Annotated in this window: 23 protein-coding genes; 5 read left to right on the top strand and 18 right to left on the bottom strand. The window is 71.8% G+C overall.

What is annotated here, in order from left to right; translation table 11 throughout:
• Positions 1-87: 87 nt before the first annotated feature.
• The 4 genes from guaB to ABZS54_RS10335 form a co-directional block, all read right to left on the bottom strand.
• Positions 88-1,590 carry an IMP dehydrogenase gene (gene guaB, locus ABZS54_RS10350; RefSeq protein ID WP_020549176.1) on the bottom strand — a complete coding sequence of 501 codons (1,503 nt, stop codon included), beginning with the start codon at positions 1,588-1,590 and terminating at the stop codon, positions 88-90.
• 223 nt (positions 1,591-1,813) lie between these two features.
• Positions 1,814-2,020, bottom strand: a complete 207-nt coding sequence (locus ABZS54_RS10345; RefSeq protein WP_355533063.1) for a hypothetical protein — start codon at positions 2,018-2,020, stop codon at positions 1,814-1,816.
• Positions 2,017-2,610, bottom strand: a complete 594-nt coding sequence (shbA, locus tag ABZS54_RS10340; RefSeq protein ID WP_205354273.1) for an RNA polymerase sigma factor ShbA — start codon at positions 2,608-2,610, stop codon at positions 2,017-2,019. Before shbA ends, ABZS54_RS10345 begins: the two co-directional genes overlap by 4 nt.
• Positions 2,611-2,843: 233 nt before the next feature.
• Positions 2,844-3,455, bottom strand: a complete 612-nt coding sequence (locus ABZS54_RS10335) for a response regulator transcription factor (RefSeq protein WP_020549179.1) — start codon at positions 3,453-3,455, stop codon at positions 2,844-2,846.
• Between the two features lie 501 nt (positions 3,456-3,956).
• Between ABZS54_RS10335 and ABZS54_RS10330 the strand changes: the two genes are divergently transcribed.
• On the top strand, positions 3,957-4,298 hold the full coding sequence (locus ABZS54_RS10330; protein WP_355533060.1) for a WhiB family transcriptional regulator: 342 nt from the start codon (positions 3,957-3,959) through the stop codon (positions 4,296-4,298).
• Positions 4,299-4,400: 102 nt separating this feature from the next.
• On the opposite strand, the gene ABZS54_RS10325 is transcribed toward ABZS54_RS10330, so the two are convergent.
• The 3 genes from ABZS54_RS10325 to groES all read right to left on the bottom strand — a co-directional run bounded on the left by ABZS54_RS10325 (position 4,401) and on the right by groES (position 7,485).
• Positions 4,401-5,219 carry an SDR family oxidoreductase gene (locus ABZS54_RS10325; protein ID WP_355533058.1) on the bottom strand — a complete coding sequence of 273 codons (819 nt, stop codon included), beginning with the start codon at positions 5,217-5,219 and terminating at the stop codon, positions 4,401-4,403.
• A 194-nt stretch (positions 5,220-5,413) separates the two neighbouring features.
• The gene (groL, locus tag ABZS54_RS10320) at positions 5,414-7,042 is read right to left on the bottom strand and encodes a chaperonin GroEL (protein ID WP_355533056.1); all 1,629 of its coding nucleotides are present in this window, start codon (positions 7,040-7,042) and stop codon (positions 5,414-5,416) included.
• Positions 7,043-7,176: 134 nt separating this feature from the next.
• Positions 7,177-7,485, bottom strand: coding sequence for a co-chaperone GroES (gene groES / locus ABZS54_RS10315; protein ID WP_161359282.1), 309 nt, complete (start codon positions 7,483-7,485; stop codon positions 7,177-7,179).
• Between the two features lie 245 nt (positions 7,486-7,730).
• On the opposite strand from groES, the gene ABZS54_RS10310 reads away from it, so the two are divergent.
• The gene (locus ABZS54_RS10310; protein WP_355533054.1) at positions 7,731-8,909 is read left to right on the top strand and encodes a methyltransferase domain-containing protein; all 1,179 of its coding nucleotides are present in this window, start codon (positions 7,731-7,733) and stop codon (positions 8,907-8,909) included.
• 107 nt (positions 8,910-9,016) lie between these two features.
• Here the strand turns inward: ABZS54_RS10310 and ABZS54_RS10305 are convergent, their stop codons facing one another.
• From ABZS54_RS10305 to tsaB, 5 genes are all read right to left on the bottom strand, one after another.
• Positions 9,017-9,910, bottom strand: coding sequence for a polysaccharide deacetylase family protein (locus ABZS54_RS10305; RefSeq protein WP_355533052.1), 894 nt, complete (start codon positions 9,908-9,910; stop codon positions 9,017-9,019).
• Between the two features lie 276 nt (positions 9,911-10,186).
• Positions 10,187-10,522 carry a hypothetical protein gene (locus tag ABZS54_RS10300; RefSeq protein ID WP_355533050.1) on the bottom strand — a complete coding sequence of 112 codons (336 nt, stop codon included), beginning with the start codon at positions 10,520-10,522 and terminating at the stop codon, positions 10,187-10,189.
• 41 nt (positions 10,523-10,563) lie between these two features.
• On the bottom strand, positions 10,564-11,604 hold the full coding sequence (gene tsaD / locus ABZS54_RS10295; protein WP_355533048.1) for a tRNA (adenosine(37)-N6)-threonylcarbamoyltransferase complex transferase subunit TsaD: 1,041 nt from the start codon (positions 11,602-11,604) through the stop codon (positions 10,564-10,566).
• Positions 11,597-12,085: a ribosomal protein S18-alanine N-acetyltransferase gene (gene rimI, locus ABZS54_RS10290; protein WP_355533046.1), complete on the bottom strand. Its 489-nt coding sequence runs from the start codon at positions 12,083-12,085 to the stop codon at positions 11,597-11,599. The genes tsaD and rimI overlap by 8 nt, the downstream gene beginning before the upstream one ends.
• Before the next feature lie 370 nt (positions 12,086-12,455).
• Positions 12,456-13,139, bottom strand: a complete 684-nt coding sequence (gene tsaB, locus ABZS54_RS10285; RefSeq protein WP_355533044.1) for a tRNA (adenosine(37)-N6)-threonylcarbamoyltransferase complex dimerization subunit type 1 TsaB — start codon at positions 13,137-13,139, stop codon at positions 12,456-12,458.
• 209 nt (positions 13,140-13,348) lie between these two features.
• Between tsaB and ABZS54_RS10280 the strand changes: the two genes are divergently transcribed.
• Together ABZS54_RS10280 and ABZS54_RS10275 are read left to right on the top strand one after the other, a co-directional pair.
• A complete protein-coding gene (locus ABZS54_RS10280) occupies positions 13,349-13,972 on the top strand; it encodes a hypothetical protein (RefSeq protein WP_355533042.1) in 624 nt (207 codons plus the stop codon).
• A gap of 179 nt (positions 13,973-14,151) precedes the next feature.
• Complete coding sequence (locus tag ABZS54_RS10275) at positions 14,152-16,476, top strand: transglycosylase domain-containing protein (protein ID WP_355533040.1); 2,325 nt, start codon at positions 14,152-14,154, stop codon at positions 16,474-16,476.
• Between the two features lie 12 nt (positions 16,477-16,488).
• On the opposite strand, the gene tsaE is transcribed toward ABZS54_RS10275, so the two are convergent.
• The 6 genes from tsaE to ABZS54_RS10245 all read right to left on the bottom strand — a co-directional run bounded on the left by tsaE (position 16,489) and on the right by ABZS54_RS10245 (position 22,559).
• Positions 16,489-17,007 (bottom strand): tRNA (adenosine(37)-N6)-threonylcarbamoyltransferase complex ATPase subunit type 1 TsaE, encoded by a 519-nt coding sequence (tsaE, locus tag ABZS54_RS10270; RefSeq protein WP_355533038.1) that lies wholly within the window; start codon positions 17,005-17,007, stop codon positions 16,489-16,491.
• A 122-nt stretch (positions 17,008-17,129) separates the two neighbouring features.
• On the bottom strand, positions 17,130-18,311 hold the full coding sequence (locus ABZS54_RS10265) for an alpha/beta hydrolase (protein WP_355533036.1): 1,182 nt from the start codon (positions 18,309-18,311) through the stop codon (positions 17,130-17,132).
• Positions 18,308-19,483, bottom strand: a complete 1,176-nt coding sequence (gene alr / locus ABZS54_RS10260) for an alanine racemase (RefSeq protein ID WP_355533034.1) — start codon at positions 19,481-19,483, stop codon at positions 18,308-18,310. The genes ABZS54_RS10265 and alr overlap by 4 nt, the downstream gene beginning before the upstream one ends.
• Positions 19,484-19,611: 128 nt before the next feature.
• Positions 19,612-21,078, bottom strand: coding sequence for an NAD(P)H-hydrate dehydratase (locus ABZS54_RS10255; protein ID WP_355533032.1), 1,467 nt, complete (start codon positions 21,076-21,078; stop codon positions 19,612-19,614).
• Between the two features lie 11 nt (positions 21,079-21,089).
• Complete coding sequence (locus ABZS54_RS10250) at positions 21,090-21,458, bottom strand: holo-ACP synthase (RefSeq protein WP_355533030.1); 369 nt, start codon at positions 21,456-21,458, stop codon at positions 21,090-21,092.
• A 126-nt stretch (positions 21,459-21,584) separates the two neighbouring features.
• Entirely contained in the window at positions 21,585-22,559 is a 975-nt protein-coding gene (locus ABZS54_RS10245) for an EamA family transporter (protein ID WP_355533028.1), read from the bottom strand.
• Between the two features lie 112 nt (positions 22,560-22,671).
• Between ABZS54_RS10245 and ABZS54_RS10240 the strand changes: the two genes are divergently transcribed.
• Positions 22,672-23,211: a MarR family transcriptional regulator gene (locus ABZS54_RS10240; RefSeq protein WP_355533026.1), complete on the top strand. Its 540-nt coding sequence runs from the start codon at positions 22,672-22,674 to the stop codon at positions 23,209-23,211.
• Positions 23,212-23,272: the final 61 nt, after the last annotated feature.

Below are 23,272 nucleotides of genomic sequence, written 5' to 3'. Positions count from 1 at the left end.
ATCCCCGCGTCCCAGGGTACGGGGCGGGCAGACCGCCGAGGGGCCCCGCCCGCGGTACGGACGAAGCCCCTCGGGGTGCGGTGCGAGCTAGCGCGAGTGGTAGTTCGGCGCTTCCTGGGTCATGTGGATGTCGTGCGGGTGCGACTCCTTGAGCCCGGCCGAGGTGATCCGCACGAAGCGGCCCTTGTCCTGGAGCTCGGTGACGGTCGCGGCGCCGGCGTAGCCCATCGACGCGCGCAGGCCGCCGATCAGCTGGTGCGCGACGGCGGAGAGCGGGCCCCGGTAGGGAACCTGGCCCTCGATGCCCTCGGGAACCAGCTTGTCCTCGGAGAGAACGTCGTCCTGGAAGTAGCGGTCCTTGGAGAAGGACTTGGCCTGGCCGCGCGACTGCATCGCGCCGAGCGAGCCCATGCCCCGGTAGGACTTGAACTGCTTGCCGTTGATGAAGATCAGGTCGCCGGGGCTCTCCTCGCAGCCCGCGAGCAGGCTGCCGAGCATCACCGTGTCGGCGCCGGCCGCGATCGCCTTGGCGATGTCGCCGGAGTACTGCAGGCCGCCGTCGCCGATCACCGGCACGCCCGCCGCGCGGGCCGCCTGGGCCGCCTCGTAGATCGCGGTGACCTGCGGCGCGCCCACGCCGGCGATCACTCGGGTGGTGCAGATCGAGCCGGGGCCGACGCCGACCTTGACGCCGTCCACGCCCGCGTCGATCAGCGCCTGCGCGCCGTCGCGGGTGGCGATGTTGCCGCCGATCACCTCGACCTTGGTGTTCGCCTTGACCTTGGCGATCATCTCCAGGACGTTGCGCGAGTGGCCGTGCGCGCTGTCCACCACGATGAAGTCGACGCCGGCCTCGACCAGCGCCTGCGCGCGACGGTAGCTGTCGTCGCCGGTACCGATCGCGGCGCCGACCACGAGCCGGCCGTCCGCGTCCTTGGTCGCGTTCGGGTACTGCTCGCTCTTGACGAAGTCCTTGACCGTGATCAGCCCGCGCAGCTTGCCCGCGTCGTCGATCAGCGGCAGCTTCTCCACCTTGTGCCGGCGCAGCAGTTCCATCGCCTGGTCACCGGTGGTGCCGACCTTGCCGGTGACCAGCGGCATCGGGGTCATGATGTCGCGCACCCGGCGCGAGTGGTCGACCTCGAAGCGCAGGTCACGGTTGGTCACGATGCCCAGCAGGCGACCGTTGTCGTCGGTGACCGGGACGCCGCTGATCCGGAACCGCGCGCACAGCGCGTCGACTTCCTGGAGCGTGGCGTCCGCGCCGATGGTGATCGGGTCCAGCACCATGCCGGCCTCGGAGCGCTTGACCGTGTCCGCCTGCGCGGCCTGGTCCTCGACCGAGAGGTTGCGGTGCAGCACCCCGACGCCGCCCTGGCGGGCCATGGCGATCGCCATCCGCGCCTCGGTCACGGTGTCCATCGCGGAGGACAGCAGCGGGATCCGGACGCGAATGTTGCGGGTGACCCGGGCGGAAGTGTCCACCTCGCTCGGCACGACGTCGGACGCGCCCGGCAGCAGCAGGACATCGTCGTACGTCAGCCCGAGCATCGCGAACTTCTCGGGTACGCCGTCGGCCGTGAGACTCATGACACCTTCCGAAGGTATTCCGATGGACCGCTCCGCCGGCCCGCTCCCCGCCGGCCCGCTCCTCGAAAAGACGGGGACGAGCCCCCGGGTACGGCGGAGCGCGCTCTCGGCAAGCGGATGGGTGGATTGAGGGTTCATGCTACTGGCCCCACGCGGTGCTTCGAGCCCGCTTGCCGATGGTGAGCACAACCGCCCGTCGGGTCCGCACCATTCCCGGCCCGCTTCAGCAGCGGTCGGGCACCGCCCGGCGACGGCTCGCCGCGGTGCCGTCGACCTCGGCGAGCAGCGCGCCGAACAGCCGGGCGACCCGGTCCTGGGCGGGGGTGGGACGGCGCCGCCGCAACTGCTCGACGAACTCGTCGTCCTGCCGCAGCAGGCCCAGATCGGCGGTGCCGGATCGGCCGCCGAGCCGCACACCGCCGCCGCTCACGCGGTCTTCTCCTCGCCCGCCAACGCCCTCAGGCGAGTCAACGCACGGTGCTGCGCGACCCGCACCGCGCCGGGCGACATGCCCATCGCCCGCCCGGTCTCCTCGGCGGAGAGCCCGACGGCGACCCGCAGCACGAGCAGTTCGCGCAGGTTGTCCGGCAGGCGGCCGAGCAGCGCCCGGGCGTGCGCGGCGTCACTGCGCCGCACCACCTGATCCTCGGGGCCCGGGTGGTCGTCCACCGCCTCGGGCAGATCGCACGTGGGCACCGCGCCGCGCATCGCGGCGCGCTGCACGTCGACCACCTTGTGTGCCGCGATGCCGAACACGAACGCCTCGAACGGACGGCCCTCATCGCGATAGCGCGGCAGCGCCGACAACACCGCCAGGCAGACCTCCTGCGCCGCGTCGTCCGCCGCGTGTTCGGCGCCGGATACCCGGCCCAGCCGGGCCCGGCAGTAGCGCAACACCAGTGGTCGGACGTACGCGAGCAGTTCGTCGGTCGCCTGCACGTCCCCTTGGACCGCACGAACCACGACGGCACGCATGCCGTCGTCGGCCTGCGCGTGTGCTTCGTACGGCTCGTCCGGCATTCGCTCGGGGGTCCCACCCATGCCATTCAGTATGCAGGGATCGGCGACCGAATCGCGGCCATGCCGACCCGGGGGACTCATCCGGCCCCCCGGGCAACGGCAATCACCGCACGGACCCTCGCCCGTCGAAGGCCGCCGGCGCGCGCGTCATCGCACAAGTCCCCACCGACCGTGCCCACCCGGGGAGCGTCCCCCCGGGCCCCCGGGGTCGGGGGCGTCCCCGCGTGCGTGCGTCATCGCACGAGTCCCCACCGGAAGCCGAGCGCGACCGCGTGGGCCCGGTCGGATGCGCCCAGCTTCTTGAACAGCCGGCGCGCGTGGGTCTTGACCGTGTCCTCCGACAGGAACAGCTCACGCCCGATCTCGGCGTTGCTGCGCCCGTGACTCATGCCTTCGAGCACCTGGATCTCACGCGCCGTCAGAGTCGGCGCCACGCCCATGTCGGGCGAGCGCAGTCGCCGGGGCGCGAGCCGCCAGGTCGGGTCGGCGAGCGCTTGGGAGACGGTCGCGCGCAACTCCGCGCGCGACGCGTCCTTGTGCAGATATCCCCGAGCCCCGGCGGCGACCGCGAGGGCCACGCCGTCCAGGTCCTCGGCCATCGTCAGCATGATCACCCGTGCGCCGGGGTCGCCGGCCAGAAGGCGGCGCACCGCCTCGACGCCGCCGAGCCCGGGCATCCGCACGTCCATGAGGACGAGGTCGGACCGCTCCGCGCCCCAGCGCCGCAGCACCTCCTCGCCGCTCGTGGCCGTAGTCACCCTCTCGACGCCGGGGACCGTGGCCACCGCCCGCCGCAGGGTCTCCCGGACCAGCGGGGAATCGTCGCAGACCAGGACGGTCGTCATCGCCGGCCTCCGCAGTGGATCCGCGTCACGTTGAGCCTCCACGCCTGTACGTACCGTTTCCTTTGCGGCGGTCCCGAAGCACGGTGGACGGGGTTCCACCCCGACGCGCCTTCGTCGCCAACCGCTTCACCCACCCCAACGAGCATCACTCGAAAGGGTTACGGGAGGAGTTCCGCTCCGCCGCTACGACAACGAGGCGACCAAGCCCGAGGACACGCACGGGTGACCACCCACGCACACACCGCCACACCTCACCTCCACCCCTCCCCAATTCCCACCAAGACGCGCCCACCCGCGCCCCGTACAACCCCATACGCCACCAGAGTGAGTAATTTTTTCTGGTTTCAGTGCATAAGTGGGAATTAGGATTGGAACTGATCAATTCGTGACACAGTCGCACCTACTTCTGATCGCTTGATCACGACTGTTCTGCACGGTCTGCACCAGAGGTGGCAACCCTGCTCACCGACAACTCGTACGCGATAAGCAGAGGGACGAGTCATGGCTGATTTCTCGCGACTCCCGGGCCCCAACGCCGATCTGTGGGACTGGCAGCTCTCGGCAGCCTGTCGAGGAGTCGACAGCGCACTGTTCTTCCATCCCGAAGGCGAGCGAGGCGCCGCCAGGGTCGCCCGGGAGGCTTCGGCCAAGGAAGTCTGCATGCGGTGCCCGGTCCGTCGCCAGTGCGCCACGCACGCCCTCAAGGTGCGCGAGCCGTATGGCGTATGGGGCGGGCTCACCGAGGACGAACGGGTCGAACTCGACAGCGACCGCCGGCACGGGGTCGCCGCGGAGCGAGCGGCGGCGGTGGCGCACCGAGGTGCCGAGGCACTGAGGCACTGAGACATCGAAGGCCGCAACCGAACGAGGCTCGGCGGCCCGCCCCGGATCCGGGGCGGGCCGCCGAGCCTCGTCACGCACGTGTCACCACGTGCGGCCGAGCGCCTACCGGAAGGCGGACATGTCCATCTCCCACACCTTCGGCCAGTCCATGCCGCGGAACGCCGCGTCGGTGCCGCCGTCGCAGAAGACCACCGAGCCGACGAAGAACGTCGACTCACCGCCGAGCAGGAAGGCCACCAGCGCGGCGATCTCCTCGGGCCGACCGCCCCGACCGGCCGGGATCGTACTCAGGAACATCTCCATACCCTCGGCGGTCAGCGGATCCTTGCGTCCCTCGGCCGTCATCGGGGTCTCGATCAGGCCCGGCGCGATCGCGTTCAGCCGGATCCCGTCCGCGATGTACTCGGCACACCTGGTCCGCGCGTACCACGCGAGCGCGGCCTTGGTCGCCGGATATGCCTGGAGCGCGGCGAGTTCGCCGAACGCCTCGGTGGCCTTCGCCGCACCCGCCTCGTCGCCCGCCAGACACAACTCGGCCACCTCGACCGGCCAGTTCGGCTGAGCCGTCGTGGAATTGGAGCTGATCAGCACCACGGACGCGTTCGTCCCGGCCGCGAGCAGCGGGCGCAACCCCTCCAGGAGGGCGATCGCACCGAAGTAGTTCACCGACACCAGCAGGCCGCCCGGACGCCCGGTGGCCGCCGCCAGGCCGGCGAACGGCACGAAGCCGTCCAGCACGCCGCCGGACAGCTCGGAGACCTTCGTGATCGCCTCGGTACGACCCTCTGCGGTGCTCAGGTCCACCTCGACGTCGGCGTCGTGCAGGTCGACGCCGATCACCCGGTGACCGTCCGCCTCCAAGCGGGCCTTGGTGGCGGCGCCCAGACCCGAGGCCGCGCCGGTGATCGCGTAGGTACCCATGCTTCTCCTTCGATGGTGCTCGACCGACGGCGCTCGACGACAGTCGCCCGACCAGGATCCTGACGGGCCGTCAGCTAACGGCTCCCGCACTCTCGCAGATCGGGCCCGCACCGGAAAGGCCGACGGGCCCGACCGCTGGGAAGCGGTCGGGCCCGTCGGGGGTGTCGCGGGTGTCGCGGGTGTCGCGGGTGAAACTAGTGCGAGTGGCCGTGGCCGCCGTGGCTGTGCGCGGCGGGCTCTTCCTCGGCCGGCTTCTCGACGACCAGGGTCTCGGTCGTGAGCAGCAGCGACGCGATCGACGCGGCGTTCTGCAGCGCGGAACGGGTCACCTTGACCGGGTCGATGACGCCCGAGTCGACCAGGTTGCCGTACTCGCCAGTGGCGGCGTTGAAGCCGTGCCCGACGCCGAGTTCCTGCACCTTGTTGACGATGACGTAGCCCTCGAGGCCCGCGTTCTCGGCGATCCAGCGCAGCGGCTCGACCGCGGCGCGACGCACGACCGCGACGCCGGTCGCGATGTCGCCGGTCTGGCCGAGGTTGTCGGCGAGCACGGAGACGGCGTGCACCAGGGCGGTGCCGCCGCCGGCGACGATGCCCTCCTCGATGGCCGCGCGGGTCGCGGAGACCGCGTCCTCGAGACGGTGCTTCTTCTCCTTGAGCTCGACCTCGGTGGCCGCGCCCACACGGATCACGCACACGCCGCCGGCCAGCTTCGCAAGGCGCTCCTGGAGCTTCTCGCGGTCCCAGTCGGAGTCGGTGTCGTCGATCTCGCGCTTGATCTGCTTGACCCGGTCCGCGATCGCGGCGGCGTCGCCGGCGCCGTCGACCAGGGTGGTCGCGTCCTTGGTGATGGTGATGCGACGGGCGCTGCCCAGCACCTCCAGGCCGACCTGGTCGAGCTTGAGGCCGACCTCGGGGGCGATGACCTGACCGCCGGTCAGGATCGCCATGTCCTCCAGCATCGCCTTGCGGCGGTCGCCGAAGCCCGGGGCCTTGACCGCGACGGCGTTGAACGTGCCGCGGATCTTGTTCACGACCAGGGTCGACAGCGCCTCGCCGTCGACGTCCTCGGCGACGATCAGCAGCGGCTTGGACGCGCCGGCCTGGATGATCTTCTCGAGCAGCGGGAGCAGTTCGGCGATGGCCGAGATCTTGCCCTGGTGGATCAGGATGTACGGGTCGTCGAGGACGGCCTCCATCCGCTCCTGGTCGGTGACCATGTACGGCGACAGGTAGCCCTTGTCGAACTGGAGGCCCTCGGCGAACTCCAGCTCCAGACCCATGGTCTGGGACTCCTCGACGGTGATCACACCGTCCTTGCCGACCTTGTCCATGGCCTCGGCGATCAGCTCGCCGATCTGCTTGTCCTGCGCCGAGAGCGCGGCGACGGCGGCGATGTCGTCCTTGCCGTCGATCGCGCGGGCGGTCCCGAGCAGCTGCTCGGACACCGCCGCGACGGCGAGGTCGATGCCCTTCTTCAGGTCCATCGGGGCCGCGCCGGCGGCCACGTTGCGCAGACCCTCGCGCACCAGCGCCTGGGCGAGCACCGTCGCGGTGGTGGTGCCGTCACCCGCGATGTCGTTGGTCTTGGTCGCGACTTCCTTGGCCAGCTGCGCGCCGAGGTTCTCGTACGGGTCCTCGAGTTCCACCTCACGGGCGATCGTCACGCCGTCGTTGGTGATGGTCGGGGCACCGAACTTCTTGTCGATCACGACATTGCGGCCCTTGGGGCCGAGCGTGACCTTGACGGTGTCGGCCAGCGCGTTGACGCCGCGCTCCAGCGACCGCCGGGCCTTCTCGTCGAACTGGAGGATCTTCGCCATGAGGGTCTTCGTCCTTAAAGGTTGCTAGTCGACGTCGTACAACCGACTCCGCCCCGGGTCCACCGGCCGCGAGGGCAGGGCGATCCGGGGCGGGGTCGTCGAACCGTCACCGGTTCCGGCGCGTCAGCGCGATGTCACTTCTCGATGATCGCGAGCACGTCGCGGGCCGAGAGAACGAGGTATTCCTCGCCGTTGTACTTCACCTCGGTGCCGCCGTACTTGCTGTACAGCACGGTGTCACCGACGCTCACGTCGAGCGGCAGACGCTGACCGTCCTCGAAACGACCCGGGCCCACGGCCAGGACGACGCCCTCCTGGGGCTTCTCCTTGGCGGTGTCCGGGATCACGAGACCCGACGCGGTGGTCTGCTCGGCCTCAAGCGTCTGAACCACGATGCGGTCCTCGAGCGGCTTGATGGCAACCTTGGTGTTGGCGGTCGTCACGATGCGACCTCCCCCTTCGGAGATCTCACGGAAAAATGTCTGTCGGCGATGGGACAGATCCGTCGTCGCGGGTGCCGGACCTGCTCGTATCGCACTGGCACACTCATGGGGAGAGTGCCAGCACAGACACTAGGTGGCGGTTAGCACTCCGTCAACCAGAGTGCCAGATTCAGCGCGTCGGACCGCATTGTTCATACCGGTGGCCGTCGATCGGCGCCTCGGCCGGGCTCGGCGAGAATGGCCGCGTGCACACCGAAGCTTTCACCGCGCTGCTGACCGACGAGGGCCGTTCGCTGCTGGACGTGCTCGCCGACCACGAGGTCGGCGACGAGCTGTCGTTGGCCACCCGGCTGCGTCGTGAACACCCGCCGGAGCTGGTGGCCGCCGCGCTCACCCAGTCCCGGCTGCGGCAGCGCGGGCGGGCCAAGTTCGGCGCGGACGCCGCGCGGATGTACTTCACGCCCAACGGGCTGGAGCAGTCCACCCGCACCTCGGTGGCCGAGCATCGGGCCGCCCGGCTGGTCGCGGCGGGCGGGATCGACCGGGCCGTGGACCTGTGCTGCGGCATCGGCGGCGACGCGCTCGCGCTGGCCCGCGCCGGAATCGCCGTACACGCGGTCGACCTGGACCCGCTGACCTGCGCGGCGGCCCGGGCCAACGCCGACGCGCTGGGTCTGGCGCATCTGCTCACGGTCGAGTGCGCGGACGTGACCGACGTGGACCTCGACGCCTACGACGCGGCGCTGATCGACCCGGCCCGACGCACCGCACGCGGGCGCACGTTCGACCCCGAGGCGTACTCGCCGCCGTTCTCCTTCCTGAGCGCGCTCGCCGCCCGGGTGCCCTGCGGCGCGGCCAAGGTCGCGCCGGGCATCCCGCACGAGATCGTGCCCGTCGGCATGGAGGCCGAGTGGGTCTCCGATCGCGGCGACGTCAAGGAGGCGGTGCTGTGGTGGGGCCGGCTCGCGCACACCAACCTGCGCGCCACCGTGCTGCCCGGCGGCGCGGCGCTGAGCTCGGGCCGGGCCCGCCCGGCGCCGGTGGGACCGGTCCGCCGATACCTCTACGAGCCGGACGGCGCGGTGATCCGGGCGCACCTGGTGTCCGAGGTCGGCGAGTTGGTGGACGGCAACCTGGTGGACGAGACGATCGCCTACCTGACCTCGGACCGGCTGGTGGGCACGGAGTTCGCGAGTGTGTACGAGATCACCGACGTGCTGCCGTTCAACCTGAAGCGGCTCAAGGCCCTGCTGCGCGAACGCGGCGTCGGCAACCTCACCGTCAAGAAGCGCGGTTCGGCGGTCGAGCCGGAGGAGGTTCGCCGCCGGGTCAGGCCGACCGGCCCGAACGCGGCCACGGTGCTGCTGACCCGGGTGGCGGGCGCACCCACCATGCTGATCGGGCAGCCGGTGTCGCCGGGGTAGCCGGCGGCCTCCTCGCCGTCACGGGGTCGAGCCCCGTCCGACTCCGCCGAGGCCCGCCGAGATTCGCCAAGGCCCGCCAAAATTTGCCGAGTTCCGCCGGACACGCCCTAGCCGATGTAGTCCTCCAGACGCGCGATCGTGTAGCCCTGGGCCTGGATCTTGCGCAGCATGTTGCCGAACATCTCGGTCATCGTGGTGCCCTTGAGATCACTCGGCCCGCGGAAGTGGGCCAGGATGATGTCGCCCGGGTGCAGCTTCTTCTCGCCGACGTACTGCATGTCGTTGATCTGCATCGACTCCTGCCACTTGACGATGGCCTCGATCCCGCCGCAGCCGCCGGCCATCGTCTGCGTGGTCGCGTTCCAGTTGCCGTAGGGCGGGCGGAACAGCGTCGGGCGCTTGCCGTAGATCTCCGCGAGCCGGTCCTGCTGGCCGCAGATCTGGTGCTTCTGCGCGTCCGCGCTCAGGGTCTTGAGGTCGGGGTGGGACAGCGTGTGGTTCTGCACGGTGGCGCCGAGCGCCTGGAGCTTTCGGAAGTACTCCGGGTCCTGCCGCACGTAGGTGTCGTTGAGGAACATCGACACCGGGATCCGCAGGTCCCGCATCATGTCCAGGAACTTGGGATCCTTCTCCGCCCCATCGTCGATCGTGATGAACACGATCTTCTCCTGGGTGGGAATCTTCTCCACCACCGGCGGCTTGGCTCCGCCGGCCTTTATCGGCTTGACCGCGGGCGGGGCCGGCGGCGGGGCGAACGGTTTCAGGTTCCACTTCTCGGCGAGCGCGGCCGCGTCGGCGCCCGGGGTGTCCGGCTTCGCGGCGGGGGTGGGCTTGGTGGGGCCGGGGGACGCGCCGTCGGAGGGCCGCTTGGTCGCCTTGACCGTCGCGGTGTCGTCCGAGCCGCCGCAGCCGGTCAGTGCGACCAGCAGCAGGCCGGCCACGCCGACCCAGGTCGAGGCGGGGGCCGCGCCCCGCCGCTTTTGTACCGTTCGATGCACCACTGTCGCAGGGGCCTTTCGTTCGCCTGGTCCGATCCGCCTCACGCTACGCGCCGCAGCGGCCTGTCACGGTCCGGACAAGGCCTGTTCAAGGGACTGTCGAAGGACTGTTGAGCAGCCGATGAGCTGGGCACACTCCCGGCAAGGCCAATGGCACGTGCGGCGGCACGCAGCCATCAGCCAAGGCACTCGACCCGCGTCCGGCTTGCGAATGGCCTCCTCGACGGATGCGGGTCGAGTGTTGCGCGGACGAGAATGCGCCCCGAGCCCCGGAGCCCGTCAGGGGCCGACGCTGAGCCGTTCGAAGCTCCAGGCGTGCGGCGGACGGGCGACCAACGCGGCCGGCGGCTCGGGCAGCGGCACCGGCGACCCGGTCCACAGCGCGATCACCACCACCCGATCGCCGTCCTGCCCGGCGGCGGCGAACACCTCGACCCGTTCCAGGCCAGGCGCGCCGACGACGGCCGGCAGCGCCGAGGCATGCACCCACTCGGCCAGCGCCGCCCCCCGACCGGCCTCCGTCCTGGCCTCCCACATCGCCGCGATCGCCATCTCGCCTCTCCCGTTCGCCGGTGCCGTCTCGTGCGCGGCGTCGCCGCCAGGGCCCGTCTTCATCCACTGGACCGCGGAGCCCGACGGGGGATCGAAGACAGGTTCTAGAGCGCCTGCGACACCGTGACCGGCATCGAGGAGTCGGCCGGGATGGACAGCGTGGAGGGGGCTCGGTCCCGGGCGACCATCTCGGCGCCGAGCGCGGCCACCATCGCACCGTTGTCGGTACACAGGCCCGGCCGCGGCACCCGCAGGACGATCCCGGCCGCGTCGCAGCGCTCCTGCGCCAGCGCCCGCAGGCGCGAGTTGGCGGAGACACCGCCGCCCATCATCAGGTGCTCGACGCCGTTCTCCTTGCAGGCGCGGATCGCCTTGCGGGTCAACACGTCCACGACCGCCTCCTGGAAGGAGGCCGCGACGTCCGCCACCGGCACCGTCTCGCCGGCCCGCTGCCGGGCCTCGACCCAGCGCGCGACCGAGGTCTTGAGGCCGGAGAAGGAGAAGTCGAAGGGCGCGTCCCGCGGTCCGGTGAGCCCACGCGGGAACGCGATCGCCGAGCGGTCGCCCTCGCGCGCCCACCGGTCGATCACCGGCCCGCCCGGGAAACCGAGCCCGAGCACGCGCGCGACCTTGTCGAACGCCTCGCCGGCCGCATCGTCGATGGTCGACCCGAGCGCACGCACGTCGGCGGTGATGTCCGGGACCAAAAGCAGCGAGGAGTGCCCGCCGGAGACCAGCAGCGCCATGCACGGCTCGGGCAGCTTCCCGTGCTCCAACTGGTCCACGCACACGTGCGAGGCCAGGTGGTTGACGCCGTACAGCGGCTTGTCCAGCGCGACCGCGTAGCCCTTGGCGGCCGCGACGCCGACCAACAGCGCACCCGCCAGACCGGGACCCGAGGTCACCGCGATCGCGTCGATGTCGTGCATCGTGACGCCGGCGTCGGCGAGCGCGCGGCGCACCGTGGGCACCATCGCCTCCAGGTGCGCACGGCTGGCCACTTCCGGCACGACACCGCCGAACCTGGCGTGCTCGTCGACGCTGGAGGCGATCGCGTCCGCGAGCAGCGTGGTGCCGCGCACGATGCCGATGCCCGTCTCGTCGCACGAGGTCTCGATGCCGAGGACGAGTGGTTCGTCAGCCACCGATGGCCGTTCCTTCCCGACGTTCCCGGAGATCGCAGCGCATCACCAGCGCGTCCACGTTGGCGGGCTGGTAGTAGCCCCGCCGCACGCCGATCCCCTTGAATCCGAAGCGCTCGTAGAGCGCCTGTGCGCGGGCGTTGTCCACGCGCACCTCCAGCAGTACGTCCCGACAGCCGCGTTCGACCGCCAGGGAGAGCAGCTCGGTCAACAGCACCGCGCCCAGACCCCTCCCCCACCGATCGCGGCGCACCCCGATCGTCTGCACGTCGCCCTCGTCCCCGATCACCGCGAGCCCGGCATAACCGGCCAGCCCCCCGGCCTCGTCCTCGGCGACCACGTAATGACGCAACTCGGGCTCGGACAACTCGGACCAGAACATCCCGGCCGACCACGCATCCTCGACGAACAGCTCATGCTCGAGTCGCATGACGGCCTCGATGTCCCACCACCGCATCCGCCGCAGCCGAGACCCGCTCTCCATGCCCGAAGTCTATAGACAGCCCCACCAACCCCCCGAGCCCAACCAACCCGCCCAACACCCAAGCCCAAGCAACCCAACCAACACTCGAGCCCACCCAGCACACGAGGGCAACGGCACTTGAGGCCAACCAGCCCGCCCGGCACTTGAGCCCAAGTAGCCCGCCCGGCACTTGAGCCCAAGTAGCCCGGCCGGCGCATGAGGCCACCCAGCCCGGCCGGCACTTGAGGCCAAGTAGCCCGGCCGGCGCTTGAGGCCACCCAGCCCGGCCGGCGCATGAGGCCAAGTAGCCCGGCCGGCGCTTGAGGCCACCCAGCCCGGCCGGCGCTTGAGGCCAAATCAGCCCGCCCGGCGCAAGCCCAAGAGCACCACGCTAGGCCCGAACCCCCGACCCATCGGGCGTAACAACCTTGTACCCCACGGGAACCTGCGCATCGGGCCGACGCAGATACAACGGCTCCGGAGCAAGCAACCCGCCACCCCCCAGCAACCGCTCCACGGCGAACGCCGCCAGCGCCGCCGCATCCGGATGCTCCGGCAACCGCGCGTCGGCGAACGCCGAGGCGTACAGCGCGGCACCCGCGCCCACCGCCGGCAGCGCCCGGACCTCCTCGGCCAGGTCGCCCGCACGATCCACCGCCGGGCCCGCCACCCGCGCACCCGCCTCGTCGTACCGCGCCCAGTAGACCTCCTTGCGCCGCGCGTCGGTCGCCGCCAGGAACGGCCCGGTGACGGCGCCGTCCCGGCCCGCCGCGTACGCGAGCGCGTCTAGGGTGCACACGCCGTGCACGGGGATGCCGAGCGCGTCGCCCAGCGCGAGGGCGGTCACGATGCCCACCCGCAGTCCGGTGTACGGGCCGGGACCCACGCCGACCGCGATGTCGGTGAGCTCGGCGCGGGTCCGGTCCGCCGCCCGCAGCACGTCGACGATGCCGGGCGCGAGCAGTTCGCCCTGTCGACGTGCGTCGACCCGGGTGGAACCGGCGAGTACGCCGAAATCGTCGTGGAGGGCGACCGTAACGGCCGGGGTCGCGGTGTCGAAGGCAAGCAGCAGCACCACACCAGGCTACCGACCCACGCGGCGCCCTCAGGCCTTGGTCGAGGCGCCCCCGCGAAGAGCACGGCACCGCACCGGGCTCCGACCACACGCGGCGACCCGCCCGTCGGCGCCCCGCGGCGAACGAAAAGTGCACCCGGCTCCAACGCACGGACGGCACCTGCCGGCACCATGGAGGCCACCACACGGCGGAAGAAGGACCCAAGGCAATGGCGAAGCGGCTCAACCCGGGCGTGGCCGTCGCGGGCATCACCATCGCCGCGCTGGTCGGCGTCGGCTTCCTCGCGGCCCAAGCCGCGAACTCGGCGCCGGACAGCCGGGGGATAGCGCGCACGAGCACGCCGACACCGTCCCCCGTGTCCGGGTCACCCGCGCCTCCGGTCTACGTCGCGCCGCCCGTGCCCGCCAACTCCGGCACCGGCAAGCGGGTCGTCTACTCGCTCAAGGACAGCCACGTCTGGCTGGTCGACGAGGCCGAGCGGACGCTGCGCGAGTACCGGGTCGCGAACGCGCCGGTCAAGCCACAGCGGGGCTCGTACCAGGTGACCCTGAAGAAGGAGGAGGCGCAGACCGGCAGCGACAACCTGCGGATCAGCTACTCCGTGCGCTTCGGGGCGGTGCAGGGCATCCCGCTGGGTTTCGCGGCCACCGACACCCCGCTGGACCAGATCGACACCGGCCAAAAGCCCGGCCCCTCCCCCAGCGGCACCGCCCGCCCGCGGACCTCCGCCCCACCCGGCAAGCAGAGCGCGGGCATCCGCTCCACCACGGAGGACGGCGCCGCCCTGTGGGCGTTCGCCCCGGTCGGCACACCTGTCATCGTGGTGCCCTGACCCGCCTGCGGTCCGATATGCCACGCCACGCCCACCATTGCCCCGTTTCGAGGCTATTTCCACGTATTGCCCACCTATCATCAGGATGATGATCCCTCCGGTCACACCCGCCCCACGGGGCGCCGCGACTGACCGGGCAGGGCCCGTCAGGGCAATGGCACCGAGGAAATGGGGGCGGCGTGGCGCACGACTCCTCCGGCCCGAGCGGTCCCGGCGACGTCCAAGGGCCGACTCCCCGGCGCAGGCTGTTCGACTATCCGCGCAGCAATCGGCACGGACTCCGGCGCTGGTTGCCCTCGTTCAAGCACCTGCTCACCCTCGTCCTGCTGGTGCTCTCCGGCCTGTTCGCCGCCGTCGGCCTGGTCTACGCGGTCACCCCGGTCCCGCGCACCGTCAACGCCCAGGCCCGGCAGCAGAGCAACGTCTGGTACTGGAACGACGGCACCGAGATCACCCGCACCGGCTCCACCAACCGGCAGACCGTGCCGCTGTCCGCGATCCCGCTCGACGTGCAACGCGCGGTGCTCGCCGCCGAGGACCGCTCGTTCTACTCCAACTCCGGCGTCTCGATCACCGGCACCGCCCGCGCCCTGCTGAGCAACGCCGCGGGCGGCACAGGCGGTCTGCAGGGCGGCTCGACGATCACCCAGCAGTACGTCAAGAACGTCTACCTCACCCAGGAGCAGACGCTGGCGCGCAAGTTCAAGGAGGCGATCATCTCGGTCAAGCTCGATCGCACCGTCTCCAAGGACGACATCCTCACCGGGTATCTCAACAGCGTGTACTTCGGCCGCGGGGCGTACGGGATCGAGGCGGCCGCACAGGCGTACTACGGCATCGACGTCGGGCAACTCACCGTCGAGCAGGGCGCCTACCTCGCCGTGCTGCTGAACGCGCCCAGCGCCAACGACGTGCGCAACAGCACCGAAGCGGGCCGCCGGCGGGTGCTCGCGCGCTGGAACTACGTGCTGGACGGCATGGTCAAGCAGAAGTGGCTCACTCCCGAGCAACGCGCCGGCATGGTCTTCCCCGAACCCATCGACCCGCGTCCGGCGGCCAACCTGGCCGGCGTCAACGGCTACCTGGTGGAGATGGCCAAGCGCTATCTGCTCGACCACAAGGTGGTCGACGAGGACCGCCTGGACGCCGGCGGCTATGCGATCACCACCACGTTCGACAAGCGCAAGACCGAGGCGCTTTACCAGACCGTGCAGGATCAGCTCGCCCAGTCGCTGGACCCGGCGCAACGCTCGGCCGACGTCGGCGTGCGGGTCGCCGCCGCATCCGTGGAGCCCGACACCGGGCGGATCGTCGCGATCTACGGCGGCCCGAACTACGTCAAACAGTTCGTCAACGACGCCACCCGCCGCGATGTGCAGGTCGGCTCCACGTTCAAGCCGTTCGTGCTCGCGGCGGGGTTGCGCGACGGGGTGCAGGACGGGGACGGCAGGCGCGACCGGATCAGCCCCCGCACGATGTACAACGGCAACGACAACGTGGTGATCCGCTACCCGAACGGCAAGCCCGTACTCCAGGACGGCGTGCCGTGGCAACCCGGCAACGAGGACGGCGTCAGCTACGGGCAGATCAGCCTGGCCCGGGCGATGGACAAGTCGGTGAACACCGTCTACGCCCAACTCGGCATGGACGTCGGCCCCGACCGGGTGGTGCGGGCCGCGGTGGACGCGGGACTGCCCACGAGCACGCCGGGCCTGCAACCGGTGCCCTCCGTGTCGCTGGGCACCTCCACGCCCAGTGCGCTGGACATGGCCTCGGCGTACGCCACCTTCGCGGCCGAGGGCAAGCAGCGTGACGCCTACCCGGTGGACAAGCTGACCCGCTCCGGCGACAGCGTCGACCTGCCCGAGCACGACGCGAAGAACGCCTACGACACCCAGCAGGCGGACGCCGTCACCCAGGTCCTGCGCGGCGTCGTGGACGACGGCACCGGTTTTCGCGCACAGGCGCTGAACCGCCCGGCGGCGGGCAAGACCGGCACCACCGACGACAACCGCTCGGCGTGGTTCGTCGGATACACCCCGGACCTGGCCACCTCGGTGGGGATGTTCCGCGAGGACGCGAACACCCACGCGTTCCTGTCCATGTCCGGGGTCGCCGGCCTGTCCCGGGTTGACGGCGGCAACCTGCCGACCCGGATGTGGACGACCTACATGCGGGCCGCGCTCGCCGGGCAACCGGTCGCCGAGTTCCCGGAGGACACCTCGGGCGGCCTCGGCGGCCCGGACACCAGCCTGGTGCCGCCGGACACCTCCACCGCCACACCCAGCGCCCCGGCCACCGCAAGCAGCAGCCCGCCGGCCGGCGGCGACACCGGCACCACCGCGCCGCCGACCACTCCCCCGGCGACCGGCACCCGTCCACCGGCCACGTCGGCCGGGCCGACCGGCTCCGGCGGCGGAGCGACCAGCCGCCCGCCCAGCCGGGCCCCGAACTCGCCCAAAGCCCCGAACACCCCCGCATCGCCGGCGACACCCGGCCGCTGATCCGTCGGCCGGTCAGCCGGTCAGCGCGTCCAGGTCGGCGCTCGCCCAGCGGGCGCCGACCCCGGTCACCACGATCGTGCGCACCTCGTCGCCGGCGAAGTCGGTCGGGCTCTCCGCGAGCGGGTCCGCACCGGCCGGATCGCGCGCGATGGCGATCTCCAGGCGGTCCTCGGTCAGTTCCTCGACCATGCCCTCGCCCCACTCGACCACGGTCACCGACTCCGCCAGCGACGCGTCCAGATCCAGGCCGTCGATCTCGGCGGTGACGTCCGCCGAGCCGCCGAGCCGGTAGGCGTCGACGTGCACCAGGGCCGGCCCGCCGACCTCGGACGGGTGTACCCGGGCGATCACGAACGTCGGCGAGGTCACCGCGCCGCGCACGCCCAGGCCGACCCCGATGCCCTGGGTCAGCGTCGTCTTGCCCGCACCGAGCCCGCCGGACAGCACGATCAGGTCGCCGGCCCGCAACAGCTTCGCCAGGCGCGCGCCGAGCGCGCGCGTGTCCGCGCCGCCGGCGACCGTGACAGTCACACTTCGCACCACTTCAGCACTCCCACACGCCGAACTCACGGGCCCGAACCGCCTCGGGTCCGTCGTCCCCGGGCCGGCCCCCGGTTGTGCTCGGGGTCGCGACTCGGGATCACTGCTCGGGATCACTGTCCATCAGGATCCCGGTCCCCGTCGATTCCGACCTGTACCGACGATCCGTCGCACGTGTGCCCACCGGATCGCCCGACGCGCCGCCTCGGTGCACTCGTGGCGCGCGCGAGAAGCCCACGCAGCGCCGCGTTCACCACCTCCGAATGCTCCAGTGGGGTCAGGTGTCCCGACTGCGGCACGATCAACAACTCGGCGCCCGGCAGCGCCTCCTTGATCGCCTCGCTGTGCGAGGCCGGCGCGATCAGGTCGCCCTCGCCGGCCACCACGAGCGTCTGTACATCCGTCAGCGCGGGCAGCGCGGCCAGCTTGTCGTGCGCCTCGAAGGCCGGGAAGAACTCGGCGATCACGTCGATCGGGGTGCCGGAGATCATCCGGTCGGTGAAGCGCACCAGGGTCGGGTCCACCTCGGAGTCGAACGCGTACCGCTCGGTGAACAGGTAGACCAGATCCCGGGCGGCCCGCCGGCCCGCCTCCACCAGTGCGGCCCGACGGCCGAGTGTGCGCAGCAATCCCGGCGCTATCCGGTGCACCAGCCGGGCGCCGGCCGCGGGGATGCCCAGCGTCACGGTCGCCCAGCGGCCCGCCGAGGTGTTCATCAGCGCGACGCCGATCACCCGGTCCCCGAACAGCTCGGGGTGTTGGTCGGCCAGCGCCATGATGGTCATTCCGCCCATCGAGTGGCCCAGCAGCACCAGCGGTCCCTCGGGCGCCAGTTCGGTCAGCACCGTGTACATGTCCGCGCCGAGGTGGTCGATCGTCGAGGTCTCCGGCGCGCCGCGGCCGGACCGGCCGTGGCTGCGCTGGTCGTACAGGACCAGGCGGTATTCCTCGCGCAGTTCGGCCCGTTGGTAGTGCCAGCAGTCCATGTCCAGGCAGTAGCCGTGACACAGCACCACGGTCACCGCGGCGTCGCGGTTGCCGTCGACTTCGGCGTACAACTCGACGCCGTCGGCGGCGGTGACGATGTGCGGTTCGCCGCGCAGGGTGCCGAACTCGGCCAGCGCGTCCAACTGGGCCTCGGTGCGCCGGCGGAACGCCCGCCCGACGGTCATCCGCTCGATCGCCACGCCCGCGGCGGCACCGGCCGCGAGCACGCCGACCGCGGCGCCCACGATGCCGGCCCGACGGCCGAGCGCACGGCCGCCGCCGGAGCCGACCGGCATGGGGGTGGTCATGGCGCGGCCGTCCCGGTGTCGGCCGTTCCGGTGGTGGCCGTTCCGGTGGTGGCCGCTCCGGTGTACACGCGAGGCACCCGCACGCCAATCCGGGTGACGATCTCGTAGCTGATCGTGTCGATCGCCCGGGCCCAGTCCTCGGCGGTGGGCTCGCCCCGATCGCCCGGGCCGAACAGGATCGCCTCGTCGCCCGCGGCGGCCTCGTCGTCGCCGAGGTCGACCACGAACTGGTCCATCGCGACCCGACCCACGATGGTGCGCCGGCGGCCGGCCACCAGGACCGGGCCGACGTTGCCGGCGTGCCTGGGGATGCCGTCCGCATAGCCGGTGGGCACCAGCGCGAGCGTGGTGTCCCGCGGCGCGATCCACGAATGCCCATAGGACACGCCGTGCCCGGCCGGCACCCGCTTGACCCCGGCCAGGCTCGCCGCCAGTGTCATCGCGGGGCGCAGCCCGAAGTCGGCGGGGCCGCCGACCTGCGGCACGGGCGAGAGGCCGTAGCTGACCAGGCCCACCCGGACCAGGTCGAAGTGCGTCTGCGGCAACAGCAGGGTCGCCGGCGAGTTGGCCATGTGCCGCACCTCGGGGGTGACCCCGCAGCCCTCGGCGTACGCCGACATCGCGGTGAACTCGGTCAGCTGGGCCGGGACCGAGGGGTGCCCGGGCTCGTCAGCGCAGGCGAAGTGCGACCACAGGCCGACCACCTCGACGGTGCCGTCGGCCTGCGCCTTGAGTCCGGCGTCCACCAGGGCCGGCCAGTCGGCGGGCGTGCAGCCGTTGCGCCCCAGGCCGGTGTCGGCCTTGAGGTGCACGCGCGCGGTCCGGCCCGCCGCACGGGCGGCCTCCACCACCTCGCGCATCGCCCAGAGCCCGCTCACCGAGATGTCCACATCCGCGCGCACCGCGTCCTCGAACGCGTCCCCGGGAGCCCACAACCAGGTGAGCACCCGGCCGGTGTCGCCCGCCGCACGCAGCGCGAGCGCCTCCTCGACCACCGCGGTGCCCAGCCACGTGGCGCCGGCCTCACGGGCCGCTCGCGCGCACGGGACCATGCCGTGCCCGTAGGCGTCCGACTTGACCACGCTCATCACCGCCGCCGAACCCACGCGTGCGCGTACGGCCGCGATGTTGCCCCGAATCGCATCGAGATCGATCCGCGCCTCGGCACGCATGTGACTGGTGGTCCTTCCGACGACGGTCAGCGACGAGAATCCGGACCTCGGTCCCGGACGGATCCGGGTCCGCGTCCCGGAACTCAAGACTCCCAGTGTGGCAGGCCCGTGCCGGGCCGGCGTCCCTGTCACGTGCCTGTGACGTCCGCCCACACCGCCGGCAACGCCCGGATCAGGTCCGGCGCGGTCACCGGGCCCGGCAGCGCGCGGGCGGCCAGGCCGTGCAGATAGGCGGCCACCGAGCCGGCGTCCAGCGCGTCCAGGCCCGCCGCGAGCAGCGCGCCGGCCAAGCCGGAGAGCACATCGCCGCTGCCCGCGGTGGCCAGCCACGGCGTGCCGGTGGGATTGACCCGGGCCCGGCCGTCGGGCGCGGCGATCACCGTCGTCGTGCCCTTGAGGAGCACCACGCAGTCGTAGAGCGCGGCGAGCCTGCGCGCGTGCTCCAGCCGCTCGGCCTCGATCCGCTCGCGGGTCGCCTCGACACCGGCGGCGGCGAACAGGCGCACCGCCTCACCCGCGTGCGGGGTCAACAGCGTGGGGGCCGACCAGGTGCCGGGTTTCGTCCGGGCGAGCAGGGTCAGCCCGTCCGCGTCCACCAGTACGGGCACCTGCGACCGCAACACGCTCGTCCAGCGCGCCTCGGCGTCCGGGTCGGTGTCCAGCCCCGGGCCCACCACCCAGGCCTGCACCCGACCGGCGTCGGCCGGCCTCGATGTGGTGGCCAGCGTCTCCGGCCAGGCCGCCAGCACCGGGCCCAGCACGTCCGCGGGGCCGGCGCAGCGGACCGCGCCCACGCCGCCGCGCACGGCCGCGCCGACCACGAGCACCGCCGCGCCGGGATATCTGGGCGAGCCGGCGACCACGCCGAGCACCCCGCGCGAGTACTTGTCGCTCTCGGCCGAGGGCGCGGGCAACAGTCGGGCCACGTCCTCGTGGTGCAGGACGGTCAGCCGCGCGTCCGGCAGATGCGGGTCGAGTCCGATGTCGACCAGATGCCGCACTCCGGCGTGGGCCGCGCCGGGGTCGACCAGCAGGCCGGGCTTGTAGGTGCCGAAGGTGACCGTCACCTTGGCGCGGACCGCGGCGCCCTCGACCCGCCCGGTGTCCGCGTCCACCCCGCTGGGCACGTCGACCGCGACCACGATCGCGTCCCGCACGTGCGTGAGCAGTTCGGGGGCGGGTGGGCGCAGCGCGCCGCGGCCGCCGATCCCGACGATCCCGTCCAGTACCAGGTCGGCCCGCCCGAGCAGGTCGATCAGGTCGGATCGGGCCGGCTCGCGAGCGTCCCACACCCGAACACCGGCCCGCCGCGCCGCGGCCAGGCCGCCCGGGTGGGCCCGCTCCGGCGCGAGCAGCAGCGCGTCCACCCGCGCCCCGCGTCGAGCCAGCAGACCGCCTGCGTACAGGGTGTCCCCGCCGTTGTCGCCGCTGCCCACGAGCAGAGCGACCCGCGCACCGTAGACCCGGCCGAGCAGTCGTACGCACGTGTTCGCCAGGCCCGCCGCGGCGCGCCGCATCAGCGTGCCCTCGGGCAGCGTGGCCATCAGCGCGGCCTCCGCGGCCCGTACCCGTGCGACTTCGTGCGCTGCCCGCATGCTGCGCCCCCTCAGCCCTCGGCGATCACGACAGCGGAAGCAATGCCCGCGTCGTGGCTGAGCGACACATGCCAGTGCCGCACGCCCAGTTCGGCGGCCCGCGCGGCCACCGTGCCCCGGACCGTGAGCAGCGGCCGGCCCGAGTCCTCGGTGGTCACCTCGGCGTCTCGCCAGTGCAGCCCGGTCGGCGCGCCGAGCGCCTTGGCCAGCGCCTCCTTGGCGGCGAACCGGGCGGCCAGCGATGCGACGCCGCGTTCCTGTCCCGGGCGCACCCAGCGCTCGCCATCGGTGAAGAGCCGATCGGCCAGCCCCGGGGTCCGTTCCAGCGACTGTCCGAACCGCGCGATGTCCGCGACGTCGATACCCACACCGATGATCACGCCCCGAGCCTACAAACACCGCATCCGCGCCCGGCCCGAGCCTGCCCGGATCCGGGCACACACGAGCCCGGGCCGCATCCCGGAGGGGATGCGGCCCGGTGGGCACCGCGTGATCGTGCTGTCGGGTCACGAGGCCTCGACGACCTCGGCCCGGTTCCGCTCCTTCGTGTCCGTGGCGCCCTTGACCAGGGTGACCGGCAAGCCGACCCGGACCTCGGTGCGACGCTTGGGCTGCCGCTGGCCGAGCAGCATCGCACCCAAGGCGACGACCAGCCCGAGCACCTGAAGCGGGGTCAGTGTCTGGCTCAGCACGACCAGGCCGGCGAGCGTGGCGACCACCGGGTTGACCAGTCCGAGGAAGGACGCCACGCCGGCGCCGAGGCGCTCGATGCCGCGGAACCACAGCACGTAGGCGAGGGCGGTGCCGATCAGGACCAGGTAGCCGAAGCCGAGCAGGTTGCGGCCGGTGGGCACCGGCGGCATGCCCTCGATCGCGAACATCAGCGGGACGATCACCATGCCGCCGACGGTGAGCTGCCAGCCGGTGGTGGCCAACAGCGACACGCCCTCGGGCCGGCCCCAGCGCGCCGACATCACCACGCCCGTCGCCATCAAGGTGGTGGCGAGCAACATCAGCCCGACACCGATCGGGTCGATCCTCGCCTGCGAGCTGAGCACGAGCAGGGCGACCCCGACCACGCCGCCGATGCCGGCGAGCAGCACCCGCGCCTGCGGCCGGACCTTGAGGATCAGGACCGACAGGCCCGCGACGATCAGCGGCGATACCGAGCCGATCGTGGCCGCGACCCCGCCGGGCAGGCGGTAGGCGCCGGCGAAGATCAGCGGGAAGAACAGCCCCACGTTGAGCATGCCGAGGACGAACGACCGCCACCACCACACCCCGGTCGGCATTCTCCTGGACAGGGCGACCAGGAGCAGGCCCGCGGGCAGCGCCCGCACGCCGGCGGCGAGCAGCGGGCGGTCCGCCGGAAGCATCTCCGTGGTCACGAGGTAGGTGGTCCCCCACGTGGCCGGGGCCACGGCCGTCGCCAGGAGCATCCCCACGCGACCGAGTCCCCTGCTACCACCCTGAACCGCCATGACATTCACCTCAACGTTAGTTTTGCGAGCACTGACTATCTGAACGTTGAGATAAGTAAATACCCAAGATCTGCGAGCGTCAAGTAGATGAGCGTTGAGATAAATTGGCGGCATGACCGAACGCGACACACGCGACGTGGACACCCGCGACGCCATCGACGACGTATGGGACCAATGGCACCGCGAGCGCCCCGACATCGATCCGAGCAGCCTCGACGTGATGGCGGCGGTGGGTCGGATGAACCGACTGCGCCGGTACATCGACCAGACGTTGCGCACCTACTTCGCCCGGTACGGGCTCGACTTCTCCGAGTTCGACGTGCTGGCCACCCTGCGCCGCTCCGGTGGCGTGGAGGGGGTCAGCGCCGGCACCCTGCTGCGCTCGGCGATGGTGACCTCGGGCGCGATCACCAACCGGGTGGATAAACTCACTCAGAAGGGGCTGGTCGAGCGCTCGGTCAGCGCGGAGGACCGCCGCTCGGTCATGGTCAGGCTGACTCCCGAGGGGGTCCGGCTCGTGGACGACATCCTGCTGGGCCACCTGGAGAACGAGGGTCGTTTCCTCGCCGTGCTCGACGAGGGCGAGCGCAACCAGCTCAACGGCCTGCTGCGCAAGCTCCTGATCGCCCAGGGCGACACCCACCTGGGCTGATCCGCACGAGGCACCCCCAGGCGTCCCGCCCCACCACGCAAAAGCCGCCCCGCGCCGCCTC

This window comes from Embleya sp. NPDC005575 (genome assembly GCF_040605455.1).
Taxonomy (GTDB): domain Bacteria; phylum Actinomycetota; class Actinomycetes; order Streptomycetales; family Streptomycetaceae; genus Embleya.
This window is presented reverse-complemented; position numbering and strand designations above follow the sequence as displayed.

Excerpts from the sequence above, each read along its gene's own strand:
- ABZS54_RS10265 (WP_355533036.1), bottom strand. The coding sequence starts at position 18,311 with ATGACCACCCCCATGCCGGTCGGCTCCGGCGGCGGCCGTGCGCTCGGC.
- ABZS54_RS10300 (WP_355533050.1), bottom strand. The coding sequence starts at position 10,522 with ATGAAGACGGGCCCTGGCGGCGACGCCGCGCACGAGACGGCACCGGCG.
- ABZS54_RS10240 (WP_355533026.1), top strand. The coding sequence starts at position 22,672 with ATGACCGAACGCGACACACGCGACGTGGACACCCGCGACGCCATCGAC.
- alr (WP_355533034.1), bottom strand. The coding sequence starts at position 19,483 with ATGCGTGCCGAGGCGCGGATCGATCTCGATGCGATTCGGGGCAACATC.
- ABZS54_RS10330 (WP_355533060.1), top strand. The coding sequence starts at position 3,957 with ATGGCTGATTTCTCGCGACTCCCGGGCCCCAACGCCGATCTGTGGGAC.
- shbA (WP_205354273.1), bottom strand. The coding sequence starts at position 2,610 with ATGCCGGACGAGCCGTACGAAGCACACGCGCAGGCCGACGACGGCATG.
- ABZS54_RS10280 (WP_355533042.1), top strand. The coding sequence starts at position 13,349 with ATGGCGAAGCGGCTCAACCCGGGCGTGGCCGTCGCGGGCATCACCATC.
- ABZS54_RS10325 (WP_355533058.1), bottom strand. The coding sequence starts at position 5,219 with ATGGGTACCTACGCGATCACCGGCGCGGCCTCGGGTCTGGGCGCCGCC.
- ABZS54_RS10245 (WP_355533028.1), bottom strand. The coding sequence starts at position 22,559 with ATGGCGGTTCAGGGTGGTAGCAGGGGACTCGGTCGCGTGGGGATGCTC.
- rimI (WP_355533046.1), bottom strand. The coding sequence starts at position 12,085 with ATGGAGAGCGGGTCTCGGCTGCGGCGGATGCGGTGGTGGGACATCGAG.
- ABZS54_RS10255 (WP_355533032.1), bottom strand. The coding sequence starts at position 21,078 with ATGCGGGCAGCGCACGAAGTCGCACGGGTACGGGCCGCGGAGGCCGCG.
- guaB (WP_020549176.1), bottom strand. The coding sequence starts at position 1,590 with ATGAGTCTCACGGCCGACGGCGTACCCGAGAAGTTCGCGATGCTCGGG.
- groL (WP_355533056.1), bottom strand. The coding sequence starts at position 7,042 with ATGGCGAAGATCCTCCAGTTCGACGAGAAGGCCCGGCGGTCGCTGGAG.
- ABZS54_RS10335 (WP_020549179.1), bottom strand. The coding sequence starts at position 3,455 with ATGACGACCGTCCTGGTCTGCGACGATTCCCCGCTGGTCCGGGAGACC.